13 protein-coding genes are annotated in these 15,856 nt (G+C 59.0%); 4 read left to right on the forward strand and 9 right to left on the reverse strand.

Features of this window, described 5'->3' with window-relative positions; translation table 11 throughout:
* Positions 1-183 precede the first annotated feature (183 nt).
* Positions 184-1,134 carry a GlxA family transcriptional regulator gene (locus J9870_RS18720; protein ID WP_210639448.1) on the reverse strand — a complete coding sequence of 317 codons (951 nt, stop codon included), beginning with the start codon at positions 1,132-1,134 and terminating at the stop codon, positions 184-186.
* 380 nt (positions 1,135-1,514) lie between these two features.
* On the opposite strand from J9870_RS18720, the gene J9870_RS18725 reads away from it, so the two are divergent.
* Positions 1,515-2,237 carry a pirin family protein gene (locus J9870_RS18725; RefSeq protein ID WP_210639449.1) on the forward strand — a complete coding sequence of 241 codons (723 nt, stop codon included), beginning with the start codon at positions 1,515-1,517 and terminating at the stop codon, positions 2,235-2,237.
* 128 nt (positions 2,238-2,365) lie between these two features.
* On the opposite strand, the gene J9870_RS18730 is transcribed toward J9870_RS18725, so the two are convergent.
* On the reverse strand, positions 2,366-3,241 hold the full coding sequence (locus J9870_RS18730) for a LysR family transcriptional regulator (RefSeq protein ID WP_210639450.1): 876 nt from the start codon (positions 3,239-3,241) through the stop codon (positions 2,366-2,368).
* A gap of 113 nt (positions 3,242-3,354) precedes the next feature.
* Between J9870_RS18730 and J9870_RS18735 the strand changes: the two genes are divergently transcribed.
* Positions 3,355-4,554, forward strand: a complete 1,200-nt coding sequence (locus J9870_RS18735; RefSeq protein ID WP_210639451.1) for a YbfB/YjiJ family MFS transporter — start codon at positions 3,355-3,357, stop codon at positions 4,552-4,554.
* 272 nt (positions 4,555-4,826) lie between these two features.
* Complete coding sequence (locus tag J9870_RS18740; protein ID WP_210639452.1) at positions 4,827-5,228, forward strand: hypothetical protein; 402 nt, start codon at positions 4,827-4,829, stop codon at positions 5,226-5,228.
* Positions 5,229-5,700: 472 nt separating this feature from the next.
* Here the strand turns inward: J9870_RS18740 and J9870_RS18745 are convergent, their stop codons facing one another.
* Positions 5,701-6,744: a GlxA family transcriptional regulator gene (locus J9870_RS18745; protein ID WP_210639453.1), complete on the reverse strand. Its 1,044-nt coding sequence runs from the start codon at positions 6,742-6,744 to the stop codon at positions 5,701-5,703.
* A gap of 289 nt (positions 6,745-7,033) precedes the next feature.
* On the opposite strand from J9870_RS18745, the gene J9870_RS18750 reads away from it, so the two are divergent.
* The gene (locus J9870_RS18750; protein ID WP_210639454.1) at positions 7,034-8,977 is read left to right on the forward strand and encodes a methyl-accepting chemotaxis protein; all 1,944 of its coding nucleotides are present in this window, start codon (positions 7,034-7,036) and stop codon (positions 8,975-8,977) included.
* 36 nt (positions 8,978-9,013) lie between these two features.
* Here J9870_RS18750 and J9870_RS18755 read toward each other — a convergent pair whose 3' ends face one another.
* The 6 genes from J9870_RS18755 to J9870_RS18780 all read right to left on the reverse strand — a co-directional run bounded on the left by J9870_RS18755 (position 9,014) and on the right by J9870_RS18780 (position 15,644).
* Complete coding sequence (locus J9870_RS18755) at positions 9,014-9,505, reverse strand: PhnD/SsuA/transferrin family substrate-binding protein (protein WP_246883025.1); 492 nt, start codon at positions 9,503-9,505, stop codon at positions 9,014-9,016.
* 160 nt (positions 9,506-9,665) lie between these two features.
* On the reverse strand, positions 9,666-10,553 hold the full coding sequence (locus J9870_RS18760) for a DMT family transporter (RefSeq protein WP_210639455.1): 888 nt from the start codon (positions 10,551-10,553) through the stop codon (positions 9,666-9,668).
* A gap of 36 nt (positions 10,554-10,589) precedes the next feature.
* The gene (locus J9870_RS18765; protein WP_210639456.1) at positions 10,590-11,915 is read right to left on the reverse strand and encodes an FAD-binding oxidoreductase; all 1,326 of its coding nucleotides are present in this window, start codon (positions 11,913-11,915) and stop codon (positions 10,590-10,592) included.
* An 18-nt stretch (positions 11,916-11,933) separates the two neighbouring features.
* A complete protein-coding gene (locus tag J9870_RS18770; RefSeq protein WP_210639457.1) occupies positions 11,934-12,827 on the reverse strand; it encodes a dihydrodipicolinate synthase family protein in 894 nt (297 codons plus the stop codon).
* 4 nt (positions 12,828-12,831) lie between these two features.
* Positions 12,832-14,325: an aldehyde dehydrogenase gene (locus J9870_RS18775; protein ID WP_210639458.1), complete on the reverse strand. Its 1,494-nt coding sequence runs from the start codon at positions 14,323-14,325 to the stop codon at positions 12,832-12,834.
* Between the two features lie 329 nt (positions 14,326-14,654).
* Complete coding sequence (locus J9870_RS18780) at positions 14,655-15,644, reverse strand: LysR family transcriptional regulator (protein WP_210639459.1); 990 nt, start codon at positions 15,642-15,644, stop codon at positions 14,655-14,657.
* Positions 15,645-15,856: the final 212 nt, after the last annotated feature.

A 15,856-nucleotide genomic window follows, 5' to 3' on the forward strand; every position in this document is an offset into this window, starting at 1 on the left:
GGGCGATCCAGCGCCGGGTAACCGGGGCGGGCATGGCGTTACGGATCATCGAACGCGTCTGCCCTGGCTCCTGCGCATCCTTTCCAAAGGGTTCGCCGTTATCTTGGCAGGCACAGGTCTCAGGGCAATGCTGGCACAGGGAGCACCACGGACATCACGGTGCCCTGGACGGACACCGATGGATCAACTGAACTGCTGGCGATATTGCACCGGGGTCAGGCCGAGCTTTTCACTGAACAGATAACGCATGTGCCGCACGCTGCCGAAGCCACTGCGAAACGCCACGGTCTTGAGCGGCAGGTCAGTGGTTTCCAGCAACTGACGAGCGCGATCGATGCGCGCGCCCTGCAGGAACTCCATGGGCGTCATCTTCACCTCACGGGCGAAGACCCGGGCGAAATGCCGCGAGCTCATGGCGGCCAAAGCGGCCATGCGCTCGATGGTGAAGGGTTCTTCCAGGCGCTCCATCACATGATTCTGCACCCGGGTAATGGCCGATTCCTGCGTCGCCACCGCCGCTACCAGGGGACTGAACTGCGCCTGCCCGCCCTGGCGTTTCATCACGACCAGCAGAACCTTGGCCACATCCAACGCGACTTTGCGGCCGTGGTCTTGCGCGACGATGGACAGCGCCAGGTCGATCCCGGCGGTGACGCCGCCGGAAGTGATCAAGCGACGGTCCTGCAGGAAGATCTTGTCGGTTTCCACCATTGCCTTGGGAAAACGCCGGATCAGGCGTTCGGTGTAATGCCAGTGGGTGGTGACGCGGTAACCGTCGAGTAATCCAGCCTCGCCGAGCACAAAGGCCCCGGTGCAAATGGACCCGTAGCGCGTGGCCCGTTGCGCCGCTGCCCGCAGCCAGGTATGCAAGCCCGGATGCTGGTTGTTATAGGCCCCCGGCCCGCCCGGGACCAGCAACACGTCATAGGCCGCCCAAGCCTGGTCGATATGAATGTCGGCCTGCACCGTCACGCCGTTGGAAGCCCTTAATGCACCGCGTTCGGTGCCCAGGGTCAGTAATTGATAACGGTGATCCGGATCGAGATAGCGATTGGCGATGGAAAACACTTCCAAAGGCCCGGCCATGTCGAGCAGCAAGAAATCCGGGAACAGCACCATTGCAACGGTTTTCATTGGGGATACGCCAAAAAAATCCAGGGGAACGCAGCGAAGCCTAACGCCCGCCAATCAATAAATGTGCAGACCGTAGATTTCCCCTGTGGGAGCGAGCTTGCTCGCGATAGCGTCCGTCCAGCTGAATCGATGTAGATTGACACTACGCCATCGCGAGCAAGCTCGCTCCCACACAGTTCATCGTTTGGCTGACAGGCTTGAGTCAAAGCCTCAGCATTATGGCGAAGCGAAGCGACTGCTGGTGACATTTGAGCATTGTCCACTCAAAACGGACAGTATTTCGTTTTCCACCTGCTTATTGAATAGTTCGATAACCATTAACCTTCTTCTGAACCCGGCGAACGGCCACAGCCATCGCCCACTGAACCAGGAGAACTACCATGCTGACCCTTCGCAAAGCTTCGGACCGCGGCATCGCCCGTCACGGCTGGCTGACCTCGTTCCACACCTTTTCTTTTGCCAGCTACCGCAACGTCAATGAACAAGGCTTCTCCGACCTGCTGGTCATCAATGACGACCGGGTCGCCGCCGCCAAGGGCTTCGGCCAACATCCCCATCGGGACATGGAGATTTTCTCCTATGTGCTCGAAGGTGCGCTGGAACACAAGGACACCCTGGGTACGGGCTCGGTCATTCGTCCGGGCGACGTGCAATTGATGAGCGCTGGCAGCGGTGTGGCCCACAGTGAGTTCAACCACAGTGCCGACGAGCTGGTGCATTTCCTGCAAATCTGGATCGTGCCCAACGTCAGTGGCGCCACACCGCGCTATCAACAGGAACACTTCAGCGCCGAACAAAAACGCGGTCGCCTGCAATTGATCATTTCCCCGGACGGTGCCGACGGTTCGCTCCAGGTGCGCCAGGACGCAAGGGTCTACGCCGGGCTGTTCAACGGCCAGGAAAGCGCCACCCTGGCGCTGCCAGCCGATCGCTATGCCTACGTCCATGTGGCCCGGGGCAGTGTCGAGCTTAACGGTGTGCCGCTACAGGAAGGTGACGGTGTGCGAGTGCGCCAGGAACAGGCACTGACGTTGAGCAACGGCCAGGATGCCGAGGTGCTGGTGTTTGATCTGCGGCCGCAGGAACTGCCGCAGATGCCATGACAGGGGTGCCTGTGAGCACCTGTGGGAGCGAGCTTGCTCGCGATAGCGCAGTACCAGCCAGCGTTGATGCTGGCAGGACTGACGCGATCGCGAGCAAGCTCGCTTCCACATTGGATCCTGTGACCGCTTTACTCATTCTCCAGCGCAAACACCTCGACAATCTCATCAATCACCGCCCGCACCCGCGCGGTATGGCGCAGGTCCGCGTGGGTGACCAGCCATACCTCATAGGGCAGCGGGCGCGTGCGCTCCGGCCACAACCGCACCAACCCGTCCCGCTCCCCCATATACACTGGAATCTCCCCCACCCCAATGCCCGCGGCAATTGAGCGACGCACTAACAGGCTCGAACTCAAGCTGGCGACGATCCGCCCGCGGCTGATCGGTTCCGAGACCAGGGTAAAGTCCTTGTTGCCCTGCAAATAGGGCTGGTAGACCACCAGGTCATGGCCTTCGAATGCGCTGCCAGGCGACGGTACGTCATGGGTATCGACATAGGCCTGGGAGGCGAACAGGCCCACCGGCCAACGCGCAATCCGCCGGGCGATCAGGTCGGGATTGTCTGGCCGGGTGTTGCGCACGGCGATGTCCGCTTCACGCTTGACCAGGCTGAGGATCTGCGTGGAGGCGTCCAATTGCACCCGCACGTCAGGGTGGCGTGCATGCAGGCTGGCAATGGCCGGAATCAGAAAGTCGATTGCCAGCGAATCGGTGGTAGCCACACGCACGTTGCCGATCAGGCGCTCATCCAGGCCCTGTATCCGTCGCTCCAGCTCCAGCGCCGAATGCTCCATTTTCTCCACCGCCTTGAGCGCTGCTTCGCCCACCGCCGTCAGTGCATAACCGTCGGAGGTACGCAGGAACAACGCGGCGCTCAGGGATTTCTCCAGCGCGTTGATACGCCGCCCCACGGTCGCCTGATCCACCCCCAGTAGCCGCGCGGCGCCGCGCAAGGTCGACGCTCGACAGACAGCAAGAAATACCCGTGCATCATCCCAATTCATCTGGCCTCCCACATGATGCACAACTGCATCACATTGCCGCGAAATCGCTGCGCAAACGCAGCAACGATAGCCGATATGCTGAGCACCATAAACCTTTTCGCAGGATCGTTATCATGAGTACCCCTTCCGCTGCGCTCGACGCCCCCCGTGCCGGCATCTGGTTGCCGATCCTTGCGGGTCTTTGCGCCAGCCTCGTCAGCATCGGCCTGGCGCGTTTCGCCTACACACCGCTGATTCCTTCGCTGATCCAGGCGCAGTGGTTTTCTGCCCATGACGTGGTCTACCTGGGGGCTGCGAACCTGGTCGGCTACTTGATCGGTGCTCTGCTCGGCCGGCCCGTGGCCCGCCGGCTGACGAATAAAAACGCCTTGCGGCTGATGATGCTCGCCGTGACGGCCGCGTTTTTCGCCTGCGCCTTTCCCGTGTCGGTGACCTGGTATTTCGCCTGGCGATTGCTATCGGGGATCGCCGGCGGTGCAATCATGGTGCTGGTGGCGGCAACCGTGCTGCCCCACGTCCCCGCAGCACGTAGAGGGCTGGCCAGTGGCGCGATTTTCCTTGGTATCGGCCTGGGCATCGCCGGCTCCGGCACGATCGTGCCGCCGCTGTTGAGCCTCGGCCTGCAGGCCACCTGGCTGGGGCTCGGGGCGCTGTCGCTGGTACTGACCGGGCTGAGCTGGTTCGGTTGGCCGCAGGATCTGCCGCACGTGGCCGCCAACGCTAGCGACGCCAAGCCCGACGAGCCAACGCCTCGCGCCGTGTACCAATTGTTCGCTCAATATGCGTTCATGGCCGCCGGGCTCGTGCCTGCCATGGTCTTCCTGGTGGATTATGTGACCCGCGGTCTCGGTGCCGGTGCGCATATCGGGGCGCTGGTCTGGGTGATGTATGGCCTCGGTGCGATTATCGGGCCGGTGAGCTATGGCTTTCTTGCCGACCATCTCGGGGCGCGCAGGAGTATTCGACTGGTCCTGGTCGTGCAAGCGATCGCCCTTGGCTTGCTGGCGATCTCACACACCTTCATCGCATTGGCGTCACTGGCGCTGATCATCGGTTCATTCCCACCCGGCATTGTGCCTTTGGCCCTGGCCCGGGTGCATGAACTGGTACCGGACCATCACCGTCAACAAGTCGCCTGGAGCCGTGCCACCATATCCTTCGCCACCTTCCAGGCCGTGGCCGGGTTTGCCTATTCGGCGCTGTTCAATGCCAGCGGCGGGCATCACGCCGTGCTTTTCCTGGTTTCAGGCGGGGCAATTATTTTTGCGCTGATACTCGACTTCATCTTCGTGGAGAAAGAAGACTCGAAATGAGCGAATTCAGGTGAAAAAAATCTAAAGAACCCCGGCAATTCGGCGAATTCAAGCTTCACTCTGTGAGGCGAAGCCCATCGGTTTCGCAGATAACGCTTCCACGCCTTGCGCGTGAACCCGAATCGTCTATAAAGTTCCGCCGGCAATCCGGATTTCTGACCAACAGTTACCTTACGCCTCGTTGGATTGTTGACTCGTTGTTGCAAGCCGAGCAAAATGATTTCAATTTGCCATCCAAGCCCTTAGCTTCAGCTTATTTCATGGAAGAAAGCATGAAAACGGTTATATCGATCGCCGTACTTTTCGTAGCATGCTACGCCACAGCGGACGTTCAGAAAATCCAATATAACTACGACGATTCGGCGGCGGAATACGCCATCGTCTCGTTTGCTGAATATGGTCCTGCCATCCACGCCACCATACGAAGAACGGGGACGTACTTCACCAGCTATACAAAATTGGAGCTTGATTGCGCCAACCGCAATGTCCGCCATATGGGCATGTACAGCAGCGTCGAGGCCTTGGAAAACGTTCAGTTTGACGAGATGCAGGGGCGAATCGTCGAGGGCACCGTGGCTGATGAAGTAGGGAAAGTACTCTGCAGCGGTTCCACCTTGACCGCCTCGCAGTCCGCTGAACTGCCTGCCAAAGCGCAACCAGACGACAAGATTTGATCCCTACGCCGCTAGCCTGCGGCGTTGCCTTTCGCACCCGAGCGAAAGTCAGAGCAAAATGCTCTGACATGGATGTCTTCGTATTGGATGGCGAGACCTTGCGACGGCTCGCCAGTGACTACTGCAAGACTCTTTATTTGTGCATAGACAGAAAAAGGCAACCTGACCCGATGACCTGAAGTACCTACCTACTCTTGGCGGGTGGGGAAGATTCATGCACGCAAAAAAGATATTCGAGTTCCTGATGTCGCTGTTGGCCTACGCTCTTGTCTCACTGCTCTGGTTGGCGTACGCCGTTCCAAGCATGATCGAGCAAGACTCAGACCTCTCATTGATCGTGGCCGCCACCGGGTCGATCATTTGGATGTGTGCCACGGGCTGTATCGTTTTGTACATGATCCAGAAGTCCCGAGCGAGCTGATCGAGAGATCGAACCCACTCGGCTACGCAAAAAGCGCGTTACATCGAGGCCTTAGCGCAACGCTTGTTTTCGCTCAAGCCTGGAACGATAACTGCCCGGTGGAACGCCGAAAAAATCCCGGAAACGCCGTTGGAAGTGCGGCGAACTGACAAAGCCCGTCGCCACGGCGATTTCTGTCACAGACCGATTGGTTTGCTGGATGAGTTGGCGCGCGCGCGTCAGGCGCAGTTCCAGGTAATAGCGCGTTGGAGTCGCCCCGAGAAAACTGCAGAAGCGTCGTTCCAACTGCCGCTTGGAAATCTTGACGCACGCCGCCAGCTCATCGATGGTCAAGGGCTCCTCTACGTTTTGCCACATCAGCTCCAACGCCAGCTTGAGACTTTCCGGCAGCGTCGGGTCCGTTTCGACAAAGACCGGCGGTAAATCCGAAGCATCATCGCCGGATTCATCACAGCGAAGAATCTCCTCGATCGCCCCCACCAGCGCCTGCCCTCCCGTCTTGCTGATCAACTGGAGCATCATGCGCAGCGAGCTGTTCGCGCCGGCGCAACTGACCCGCTCCCGGTCAACCACGTAGGCGCGGCTGGAAACCTTCACGTGGGGAAACATCTCCGTCATCATGGCGCGGCTTTCCGGATGCACGGCGCATTCGAAACCATCGAGCAGGTTGGCATCGGCAACAAAAAACACGCCGTTCCACAACCCGCCCAGTATCGCCCCGGACGTTGCATTGGCGCGCAGCTTGCGACGCAGCAATGGATGGCCCTGCAACTTCACACGAAAGCCACCGGCGACGATCAGCACGTCCTGGTTCTCCGGCATCTGCGCCAGCTCGATGTCAGTCGAGATGACGATTCCCAGGTCGCTCGTCACCTGCGCCCCGGAAACCCCCACCGTCAATACCTCGTAGAGCGGCATGTCGCTCATCAGGTTGGCGGTCACCAGCGCGTCCACCGCCCCGGTGAAGGACATCATCGAGAAGTTATCCATCAACACAAACGCGACACGGATCGGCGCCTGGTTGGCAGGTGCCGACCCGAGCGGTCGATAAGCCATGTTCTTGTTTTTAAGTACGCTTTCGAATGCGCTTGGCATAGGACCTCGTTGATACATGAAGACGACCAGTACTTACCTGACGCCGACACCTTTAGAAAAGGCCAATGGGATGCAGTGCCGCCGGCACTATCTTCCAGATTAGCGAGGTTGTCTGCAATCGCCTCGCGGCAGCCTGATCGATCTCCGGTGGCAACCCATCGGCCTAAAGTACATGGGACTTTGGTCGATATGCTATGGGTAGGCATGGGCGCTTCCCTTCCAGAATTCGTAACGCTCACCGCTAATGTTTCCGCCGCTCCAACACCTAAAATATTCCGCGGGAGAAGTCATGAATATCAAACAGAAGCTGACATGGGCGTTCGCGGCCATTGCCTGCCTCCCGGTTGTCCTGGTGGCAGTGCTCGTGGTGTTGAACCTGCGCGACGCCGCAAAAGCCAACTTCCTGGATAGCAGCGGCCGTGAAATCCGCCAGATCGACAATGGCATGAAACAGTTCTTCGACGGCATCAGCCAGAACGTCGAATACATCGCCAAGGATCCACGGGTCATCGCGGCCAAAGGCCTGAAAAACTACTCCCTTGCCGACGCGGCACAAACGCCCCTTCCTGAAATCAACCAACAGCTTCTGGAGATCTTCGACAGATTTGCCAAGAGCCATCCAACCACCGCCTACCTTTCCGTGGGGCAAAGCGACGGTGGTTATGCCAGTTGGCCTGATGATCCCAAAATGACCAACTACGATCCGCGCGTGCGCCCCTGGTACAAGGCTGCGATAGCCAAACCGGGCACTACCGTGCGTACAGATGCCTATTATTGGGCGCCGGACGATGTGTCGCTGATCGGCACCGTGCACACCGTCGCCGACGCCAGTGGCAACCTGGTGGGCGTGGTTGGCCTGGACGTGTCGCTCAAGCAACTGACCGAGCTGGTCAAGAACATCAAGCTGGGCGAAAGCGGCTACCTGATGCTGGTCGAAGCCAACGGCAATGTCCTGGTCGATCCGGCCGATGCCAAGCACAACTTCAAGCCGTTGGCCGACCTTGGCCCCAACTACGCCGAGCTGGCTAAAAGCAGCGATGGCGTGACCCAGATCGAGATTGACGGTGTGCCTTACATGGCCAACGTCGTCAGTTCCAAGGGCCTGGGCTGGCGCTTCATCGGCCTGATCAAGCGCGATGAAGTGATGGCCGAGGCTTCGAGCCTGACCTGGTTGATCGCCGTCATTGCCGCTGCGCTGGCGGCGGTCTTCGCAGTCGTCGGTGCCAGTTTCGCCAGCGTCATCGTGCGTCCGATTCGTGGTGTTGCCAACGGCCTGCAGGAAATCGCCGAAGGTGAAGGCGACCTCACTCGTAAACTCTCAGTGCAAGGCAAGGACGAAACGGCCACTCTGGCGGGCTGGTTCAACCAGTTCCTGGGCATGATCGCGCAACTGATGCAGCGTATCGGCAGTGCCTCTTCCGACCTGCAAACGGCCGCGGCCGATACCAGCCACGTGGCTCAAAACATGAACGACGCTGCCGGGCGCCAGCGCCAGGCCGTGGAGCTGGTCAGCACCGCGTTCAACGAAATGGTCGCCACCGCCAACGAAGTCGCCCGCTCCTGCAGCCAGGCCGCCTCCAGTGCGGACGAAGGCTACCGCGACGTGCACGACGGGCAGCAGCACATCGGCGAAGCCACCGGCAGTGTGCTGAGGCTGAGCGAGGACCTGCAAAAGTCGACCCAGACCATGCAGGCGCTGGAACAGGACAGCAAGAACATCAACACCATCCTCGACACCATTCGCTCGATTGCCGAACAGACCAACCTGCTGGCCCTCAACGCCGCCATCGAGGCAGCACGCGCCGGTGATCAAGGTCGCGGCTTTGCCGTGGTGGCCGACGAAGTCCGCGCCCTGGCCCGACGTACCGCCGACTCCACCGGTGAGATCGACAGCCTGCTGGGCAACCTCGCCCGACGTACCCAGGAAGTCACCCTGCAAATGCAGGGCAGCCTCCAGGTGTCGCAAACCAGCGTGGAACGCATCCAACAGGCCCGCGACAGTTTCGACAAGATCCGCACCTCAGTGGATTCGATCCGCGACCAGAACACCCAGATCGCCACGGCCGCAGAGGAACAGCACCAAGTGGCCGAAGACATCAACCGGCACATCGCGCAGATCCATGCCGATGCACAGCTGGTCGAGGAATTCGCCCACTCGGCGCAGACCGGCTCGGGGCGCTTGACCGATATTTCCGGGCAGCTCAAAGGACTGGTGGGGCGGTTCAAGTTCTAGATGATTTGAGGTGATGAGCCAGGGACGGCTCGCTACTCAGGACGCTACGAACGAAAAGCCGCAATGAGCCGCACTGCGCTCATACTCCAGAAGACATTCATAGTCCGCCTCACTGGCCGGCAGCACTTCCTTGATCGCCAGGTCACGAGATATCTCAGGAAGTTGGCTCAAGGCTTCATTCATTGCCTTCCTGATTGAATCCACGTCCGCAGGCGTTCGCCGAATCGAGGTTATATAGGGCAGGCAGGGACTGCGCACACTTCGCGCCAGGATCCTCAGACCCTCGATCTCGTCGCTGTTATCCCTCGCAAGATAGTCGTAGGTGACGCTGTCCACAGAAGCCAGATCACCGTCGCCATCTTTGAGCATTCGCATGCTCTCCCTGTGCGATCCGGTCAAGGTTAGTCTTGAGAAAAAACCACGGGCGCTGATCCCGGCAAGCGTATGACGCAATAGATTCATTCCTGAATTGGAATCCTGAGCGTTGATCAGTCCATGGCTGCCCTGGAAACCCGCCAGATCAGTCACGGCCGAATCAACTCTACAGAGCAGCAAACTGCAATGGTCACCGCCCGAGCTATGGGCAAGCTCATAGCTCGGGCGCCCGATCAGCCTCACCCTTCCCCGCAGCGAAGTGACTAACGGATAGCCACAGGTCTGGGACAGTGAATAAACTCGAACAGGATGTCTACCCTTTCACCTTGATCGCATACAGGCCTCCGGCAATCACCATGCACGCCCCCACTACTGTCCATGTGTCAGGAAGCTCGCCAAACACGAACAGACCTATCAACGTGGCAAACACCAGAAGCGTGTAGTTGAAGGGCTGGAGCGTGGCCGCCGTCGCGTATCTAAGCGCTTGGATAAGTAAAAGCTGGGCCACTACGCCTGTTATCGAAAGGACCCCGATCAGTACCCATTGCTTCGGGCTTGGAGAAACCCAGCCCGGAAGACCCAGCAAGGTGATGGCTACCGCACCGAAGAACCCCATGTAGAGCATGTTCGTAGCAAACGAATCACCTTGGCTGATTCGTCGGGTCAGCACACTGAAAACAGCGAACCCCAAGGCCGACAGCAGTGGGATAAGCGCTGCCAGTTCAAAAACACCGGTGCCTGGTCGAAGGATCACCACCGTGCCCGTGAAACCGATAGCGGCGGCAATCCATCGGCGAATGCCAACGTACTCCCCCAAAAATGCACCTGCCAAAGCCAGGGTCATCAGGGGAAACACGGCGTACAGGGCATGCATTTCAGCCAACCCCAGGTAGCGCAGCCCTAATCCAAACAAAGCGATTTCACCGACCCCGATCAACGCACGAATGATCTGGAGAAAAGGGTGCTGGCTTCGACATGCGGTTCGCAAGCTTCCTTGATAAACGCTGTAACCGACAGCAAAGGCCAGGAATACCCAATAGCGCACCATGACGAGTTGCGCGATGGGTAGATCCTTGACAAGCACCTTGGTGATGCCGTCCTGGCTTGCAAAGATCAACATCGACAGCAGACACAAGATGATTCCAAGTTGAGGCCTGGGAACATCGTAATGACGCACGGCGTTTTCCAGCTGACTGCTCATACATTCCCCTGGGCGGTTTTGCACTTCACGATGACATCATTCACGCCCGGCACGCCATTCACGCAAACGTAAGTCGGCTTTGGCGCCAATGCTCAGAAATGGCTGGGGCGGAAGGTTTTTGGGCGAGTCATAATTGGAAAAAATTTCAACCAACTGCGATTTCAGCCCCACGGCGGCCTCAGCCGCTGCAATCCCGGCAGCCGTAGATTTCGAAGCTCCCAGGCCATTGCATGCACAAGCGGCGAATAAACCTGGCTCGATCTCGCCAAAAATCGGCACGCCGTTCCAGGTCAGCGCCATCGGACCGCCCCATCGATATTGCATCTTCACGCCTGCCAGGCCGGGGAAGCGATCAACGAACTTGCCATCATGTACCCGTCCCGCGCTACGTACATGGCCCTCATTGATTTCCAGCCCGGCGTGATAGGAATAACGCGAACGGATCAGGATGCGATCACCCTCAGCGCCACTGACCCGGCGCACGGTCGTGCCCATGGGCAGCGCCGGCGTGGCCGCCCAATCTCGCTTCCCGCTCAGGCGTCGTGGGTCAAAAGGCTCCGACATCGACGCATAGGTAAAGACATGCAGCAGTTGCCCGGGAAACAGACCAAAACTCTGGGCATGGCCGTTGTTGGCCAAAATGATGCGTTTGGCCGTAACGGTGCCCTTGGACGTTTTAAGTGACCAGCCTCCCGACTGCTTGTCGAAGGACAGGACCGCAGAGTTTTCATACAGCGTTACCGGATTGCGCAGACTGTCTGCAACCGCTCGAATGTAGGCTGCTGGCTGCACCATCACCGTACCAGGCATGTAGAGCCCGGAAGTGTAGAGCTGGCTGCCAGTCACCCCATGAATGCCTTTGGCATCCAGGATTTCATGGGCCTCATTAAGCCCTTGCAGTTGTCGGGCATACGCCTTGATGTGGGCATCACCTTTCTGGCTGATTGCCACGCTGTAACGACCGCACGGGTCAATGATATCGCGCCCCCAGCCGTACTCCTGCGCCATGTCGGTGGCCAAGCCGATCGCCGTCCGGTAAAGCGTGATGTCCCGTCGGGCCCGGTCGGTTGATGAGCCCCCGAAATCTTCCGAGCTGACCTCATGGGGCAAATCAATAATGAAGCCTGAATTGCGCCCGGTGGCGCCCTCTGCGACAACGCCGGCTTCCAGTATCGCAACCCGCAGCGTCGGATCGAGCAGGGACAACCGACGCGCGGCCGAGAGGCCGGCAAAGCCGGCACCGATGATCGCAACGTCAGCGGTCACTGCGCCCTCCAGCGGGAGGGTCGGTACGCGGGCGGGAAGCAGGGCCACCCAGGCGGAAAGACTGCTGTTTTTTGGAAATTTAGTGGCCACGTACATGACTTGCTCCCAAGATCGTCAGGCGAGTTCGGACTCCAGAGCGATCAAAGGCTCAAGGGCTGTCTTTAGCACGGCGATCTTCTCGGCAGGCAGACGCGCCAACGGTCGGCGAGGGTTACCCGCGCCATAGCCGGTGATCTCGGCACCGGCATAGACCGATTGCACGTAATCACCCTTCCAGATCAACGACATCACCGGCTCGATCGACCGCCAGATCTCCCGGGCACGGGCCCAGTCCTGCTCCATGGCGGCCTTCACTGCCGCCACACAAGAGCGCGGCGCCATGTTCGCCCCGCCCCAGATCAGGCCCGCCGCACCGGCAAAGAGCGCGTATGGCACCAGCGGGTCGGCGCCGTTCATGGTCGGCAGGCCCGTACGGATCAGTGACGCCTGCGCGGAGAGATCGCCACTGCTGTCCTTGACCGATACGAAGTTCGGGATTTCGCTCAGTTGGCGAAACAGATCCGGGGTGACTTCGACGCCCACCGCCTGAGGCACGTTGTAGCCGATGATGGGCAACCCGGCTTCAGCCACCGTGGAATAGAAGTCGACGATGCCCTGGTCATCGGTGGGGCCTTCGAAAAACGGCGGAAGCACCATGACGCCGTGCGCGCCGCACTCGGCGGCATGCCGGGTACGCTCCACCACCTCGTCAGCCAGCAAGGCAGAGGTTTGAACGATGATGCGGGCACGCCCGTCAATGACGTTCGCGCCAAAGGCAACCAACTGTCTGGACTCTTCTTGGCTCAGGTAGACATGCATGCCCGTCCCGGAACTCAGGACAAAGCCATGCACGCCGGCGGCGAGATAGCGCTCGAGCAAGGTCTCAAAGCGCGGATAGTCGATCTTGCCCTGGGCATCAAAAGGGGTGGTGACAGCGAGATTGAGCCCGGAAAAAGCGAATGCAGTCATGGGATCAAATCTCTTCTTCGCTGGAGAGATCCAGCCAGATGGTTTTCAGTTGGGTGTACTGATCGTGGGCATGCAACGAGTTGTCGCGGCCACCGAAACCTGACTGTTTGTAACCACCAAATGGCGTGGTGATGTCACCTTCTCCAAATGAGTTGACGGTCACCGTCCCGGCCTTGAGCGCGCGGGCAATACGCATGGCGCGCTTGCCGTTGTCCGTGAACACCGAAGCAGCGAGTCCGTAGTCCGTGTCGTTGGCCACTGCCACCGCTTCCTGGAGGCTGCTGACGGTGATCACGGTGAGGATCGGGCCGAAGATTTCTTCGCGCGCAGGTCTTGCGTCATTGCTCGAAGCTTCGATGATGGTCGGGTGTACGTACCGCCCCTGGCTGGTCTGCCCGCCAAAAAGCACCGGCTCACCCTGGCCCAGGTAGGAACTGACCTTGCTGAAATGTTCGGTGGACACCAACGGGCCAACGCGGTTGGCCGGGTCGAGCGGATCCCCCACATGCCAGTCGTTGGCGAAATGTTTGATGCGCTCGAGCAGGGCCTGCTTGATGTCCTCATGCACGATCAGTCGGGAGATCGCGGAACAGTTCTCCCCCATGTTCCAGAACGCACCGTTCACGATGTGCGAGGCTACACTGTCCAGGTCACTGACATCGTCCAGGACGATGCAAGGGTTCTTGCCCCCCATCTCCAGCACCACTTCCTTGAGATTGGTCTCGGCGGAGTATTTCAGGAAGCGGCGCCCGGTATCTGTCGAGCCAGTAAAAGAGATGACGTCGATATCAGGGTGACGGCCAATGGGCTCACCGACCTCAGCCCCGCCCCCGGTCACAACGTTGAAGACCCCGGCGGGGATGCCGGCCTCCAAGGCCAACTGAGCAACGCGCAGGGTCGTCAACGACGTTTCTTCCGCCGGCTTGACCACCAGGGAGCAACCTGCGGCCAGCGACGGGCCGATTTTCCAGGCCAGCATCAACAGCGGGAAGTTCCAAGGCAAGACCAGGCCAACCACACCGATCGCCTCACGGACAACCAACGCGAGATGACCGTCGGACGCAGGTGACACCTGGTCATAGATCTTGTCGATGGCTTCGGCGTGCCAGCGCAGGCAGTTGATGGTTTCCGGCACATCGACTGTCTGGCAGTCGAAAATGGTCTTGCCGCTGTCCAGGCTTTCCATCACCGCGAGTTCCACTGCGTTCTCTTCGATCAACGCTGCCAGACGCAAGATTGCCTGCTTACGCGCACTGGGGTGAAGCTTTGACCAACGACCATCATTGAAAGCGGCCCGCGCTGCTGTGACGGCCGCGTCCACATCAACTGACGAACAAGCAGCCACATCGGCCAGGTGCTCACCATTGGCGGGATTAACCGTGCTAAACGTTGCGCCGGAAAGTGCCGAACGTATTTCACCATCGATCACAGCCTTGTTTGGCAAGGTCAGTTGCCGAGCAATCGACTGGTATTCTTCTGTTGTTTTCAACTGAGTCATTTTGATCTTCCCGCACACTTGTTTTGAGCGATAGCGTTCCCGGCAACGTCAGTTACCGAATCGGCACAGAGGGGCAGTAGTTGCTAATTCGAATGCTGGTTAGATTCGACACCGAACAACCGGCGCCCAGCGGAAACTGAATTCCTGGCAGGCGAATACGACACGAACCGCGCCGATATCAACCAGCACTCGCATTTGTTCGTTCAGGGAATAGTGGTCATTCCTTCACCTTGAGACATGCGTTATGTCTGGGCTCTCAAGGTGAAAGAATAAAGACAGGCGGGAACAGCACACAGCGACTTTTATGTGGATCAACTGATGATCTGCGGTTATGTACGGGCTACTTCAGGCTCCTCGAACGCCTCCCTATCGAACTGTGCCAGGAGCCAGTCGCGCAGCTTGCAGCAGCTTGGATCGCGCGCCTTGTCTTCATTGAAATTCAGATAGTGAAGGGTTTCCTTGTGCACCAGCTTTTCCTCGACCGGGCGCACCAACAGCCCCTTCTCAATCAGCGGCGCTACCAGATGATCCCAGCCCAACGCGACGCCCTGATTGCCCAGCACAAGCTGGATCAGGAGGCTGTAGTCGTTGGCGTTGAAAAAGTGAGACGCCTTGCTGGAGCGCGCCTTAAGGTCGATATCATAGTGGGCGAGCCACCCATACCAGTCCAAATGCTCTGCCACCTGCGAGCGCCCGAAGGGGCTGAGGTTCAGCAACGCGCTGTCGCGAAGATCATGGATGGATTGCAGTTCCGGGTGTTGCTCCAGATAGAGCGGTGTGCACACAGGGTAGATGACGTCGCACATGAGCGGCTCGCTGTGGTAGCCGTCGTGGCTCTTCATCATCTTGCAGATGATGATATCCGGATGCACCCCCGTCTCCATTGACAGGAAGTTCTGGGTCACCACCAGGTTGAGGTCAATCTCAGGATGGGCTTCGAAAAAAGCCGGCAGTCGCGGCCCGAGCCAGAAGTTGGTAAAGGCCGGCGAACAGCACAGCGTGACCACCTGCTTGGAGACAGATTTGCTGCGCATACGCTCAGCGGCCTGAGCGATGCTGCTGAATGACAACTGCACCACATCATAGAAGTTGGAGCCAGCGTCGGTCAGCTTGACTGCACGCCCTGCCCGATCGAAAAGCTCGGTCCCGAGATGCTCTTCCAAATCCCGTATATGGCGACTGATGGCGGCCTGCGTGACGCAGAGCGCTTCAGCGGCCCGGGTAAAGTTCTGATACCTGGCTGCGGCCAGGAAGGCCTTGACTGCCCGCAGCGAGGGCATCTTGATCAGCGCCTGATCGGGTTCGGTCTGCTTAACCATGACAGTAGATCATCATTACCCCATAAAAAATGTCGATTCTTCAGGCCTGTGGCCTCGTCCTAGACTGTTTGCAAGCAGTAGCGACCGAAATCCAGGCGCATCCATGCCGTAAGGCTAGCTGAATTGGACGCAGCGTTGAAGCAAGTTCGCAGCGTTACCAAGTCAGCGATTCATCTGCGCGAGCAGAAACGCTGCACTAAGCCCCGATAATA

Origin of the sequence: Pseudomonas sp. Tri1 (assembly GCF_017968885.1) — a bacterium.
Classification (GTDB): domain Bacteria; phylum Pseudomonadota; class Gammaproteobacteria; order Pseudomonadales; family Pseudomonadaceae; genus Aquipseudomonas.

What these genes read in the sequence shown, in the direction of transcription:
- J9870_RS18720 (WP_210639448.1), bottom strand. Translation starts at nt 1,134, where the DNA reads ATGAAAACCGTTGCAATGGTGCTGTTCCCGGATTTCTTGCTGCTCGAC.
- J9870_RS18725 (WP_210639449.1), top strand. Translation starts at nt 1,515, where the DNA reads ATGCTGACCCTTCGCAAAGCTTCGGACCGCGGCATCGCCCGTCACGGC.
- J9870_RS18730 (WP_210639450.1), bottom strand. Translation starts at nt 3,241, where the DNA reads ATGAATTGGGATGATGCACGGGTATTTCTTGCTGTCTGTCGAGCGTCG.
- J9870_RS18735 (WP_210639451.1), top strand. Translation starts at nt 3,355, where the DNA reads ATGAGTACCCCTTCCGCTGCGCTCGACGCCCCCCGTGCCGGCATCTGG.
- J9870_RS18740 (WP_210639452.1), top strand. Translation starts at nt 4,827, where the DNA reads ATGAAAACGGTTATATCGATCGCCGTACTTTTCGTAGCATGCTACGCC.
- J9870_RS18745 (WP_210639453.1), bottom strand. Translation starts at nt 6,744, where the DNA reads ATGCCAAGCGCATTCGAAAGCGTACTTAAAAACAAGAACATGGCTTAT.
- J9870_RS18750 (WP_210639454.1), top strand. Translation starts at nt 7,034, where the DNA reads ATGAATATCAAACAGAAGCTGACATGGGCGTTCGCGGCCATTGCCTGC.
- J9870_RS18760 (WP_210639455.1), bottom strand. Translation starts at nt 10,553, where the DNA reads ATGAGCAGTCAGCTGGAAAACGCCGTGCGTCATTACGATGTTCCCAGG.
- J9870_RS18765 (WP_210639456.1), bottom strand. Translation starts at nt 11,915, where the DNA reads ATGTACGTGGCCACTAAATTTCCAAAAAACAGCAGTCTTTCCGCCTGG.
- J9870_RS18770 (WP_210639457.1), bottom strand. Translation starts at nt 12,827, where the DNA reads ATGACTGCATTCGCTTTTTCCGGGCTCAATCTCGCTGTCACCACCCCT.
- J9870_RS18775 (WP_210639458.1), bottom strand. Translation starts at nt 14,325, where the DNA reads ATGACTCAGTTGAAAACAACAGAAGAATACCAGTCGATTGCTCGGCAA.
- J9870_RS18780 (WP_210639459.1), bottom strand. Translation starts at nt 15,644, where the DNA reads ATGGTTAAGCAGACCGAACCCGATCAGGCGCTGATCAAGATGCCCTCG.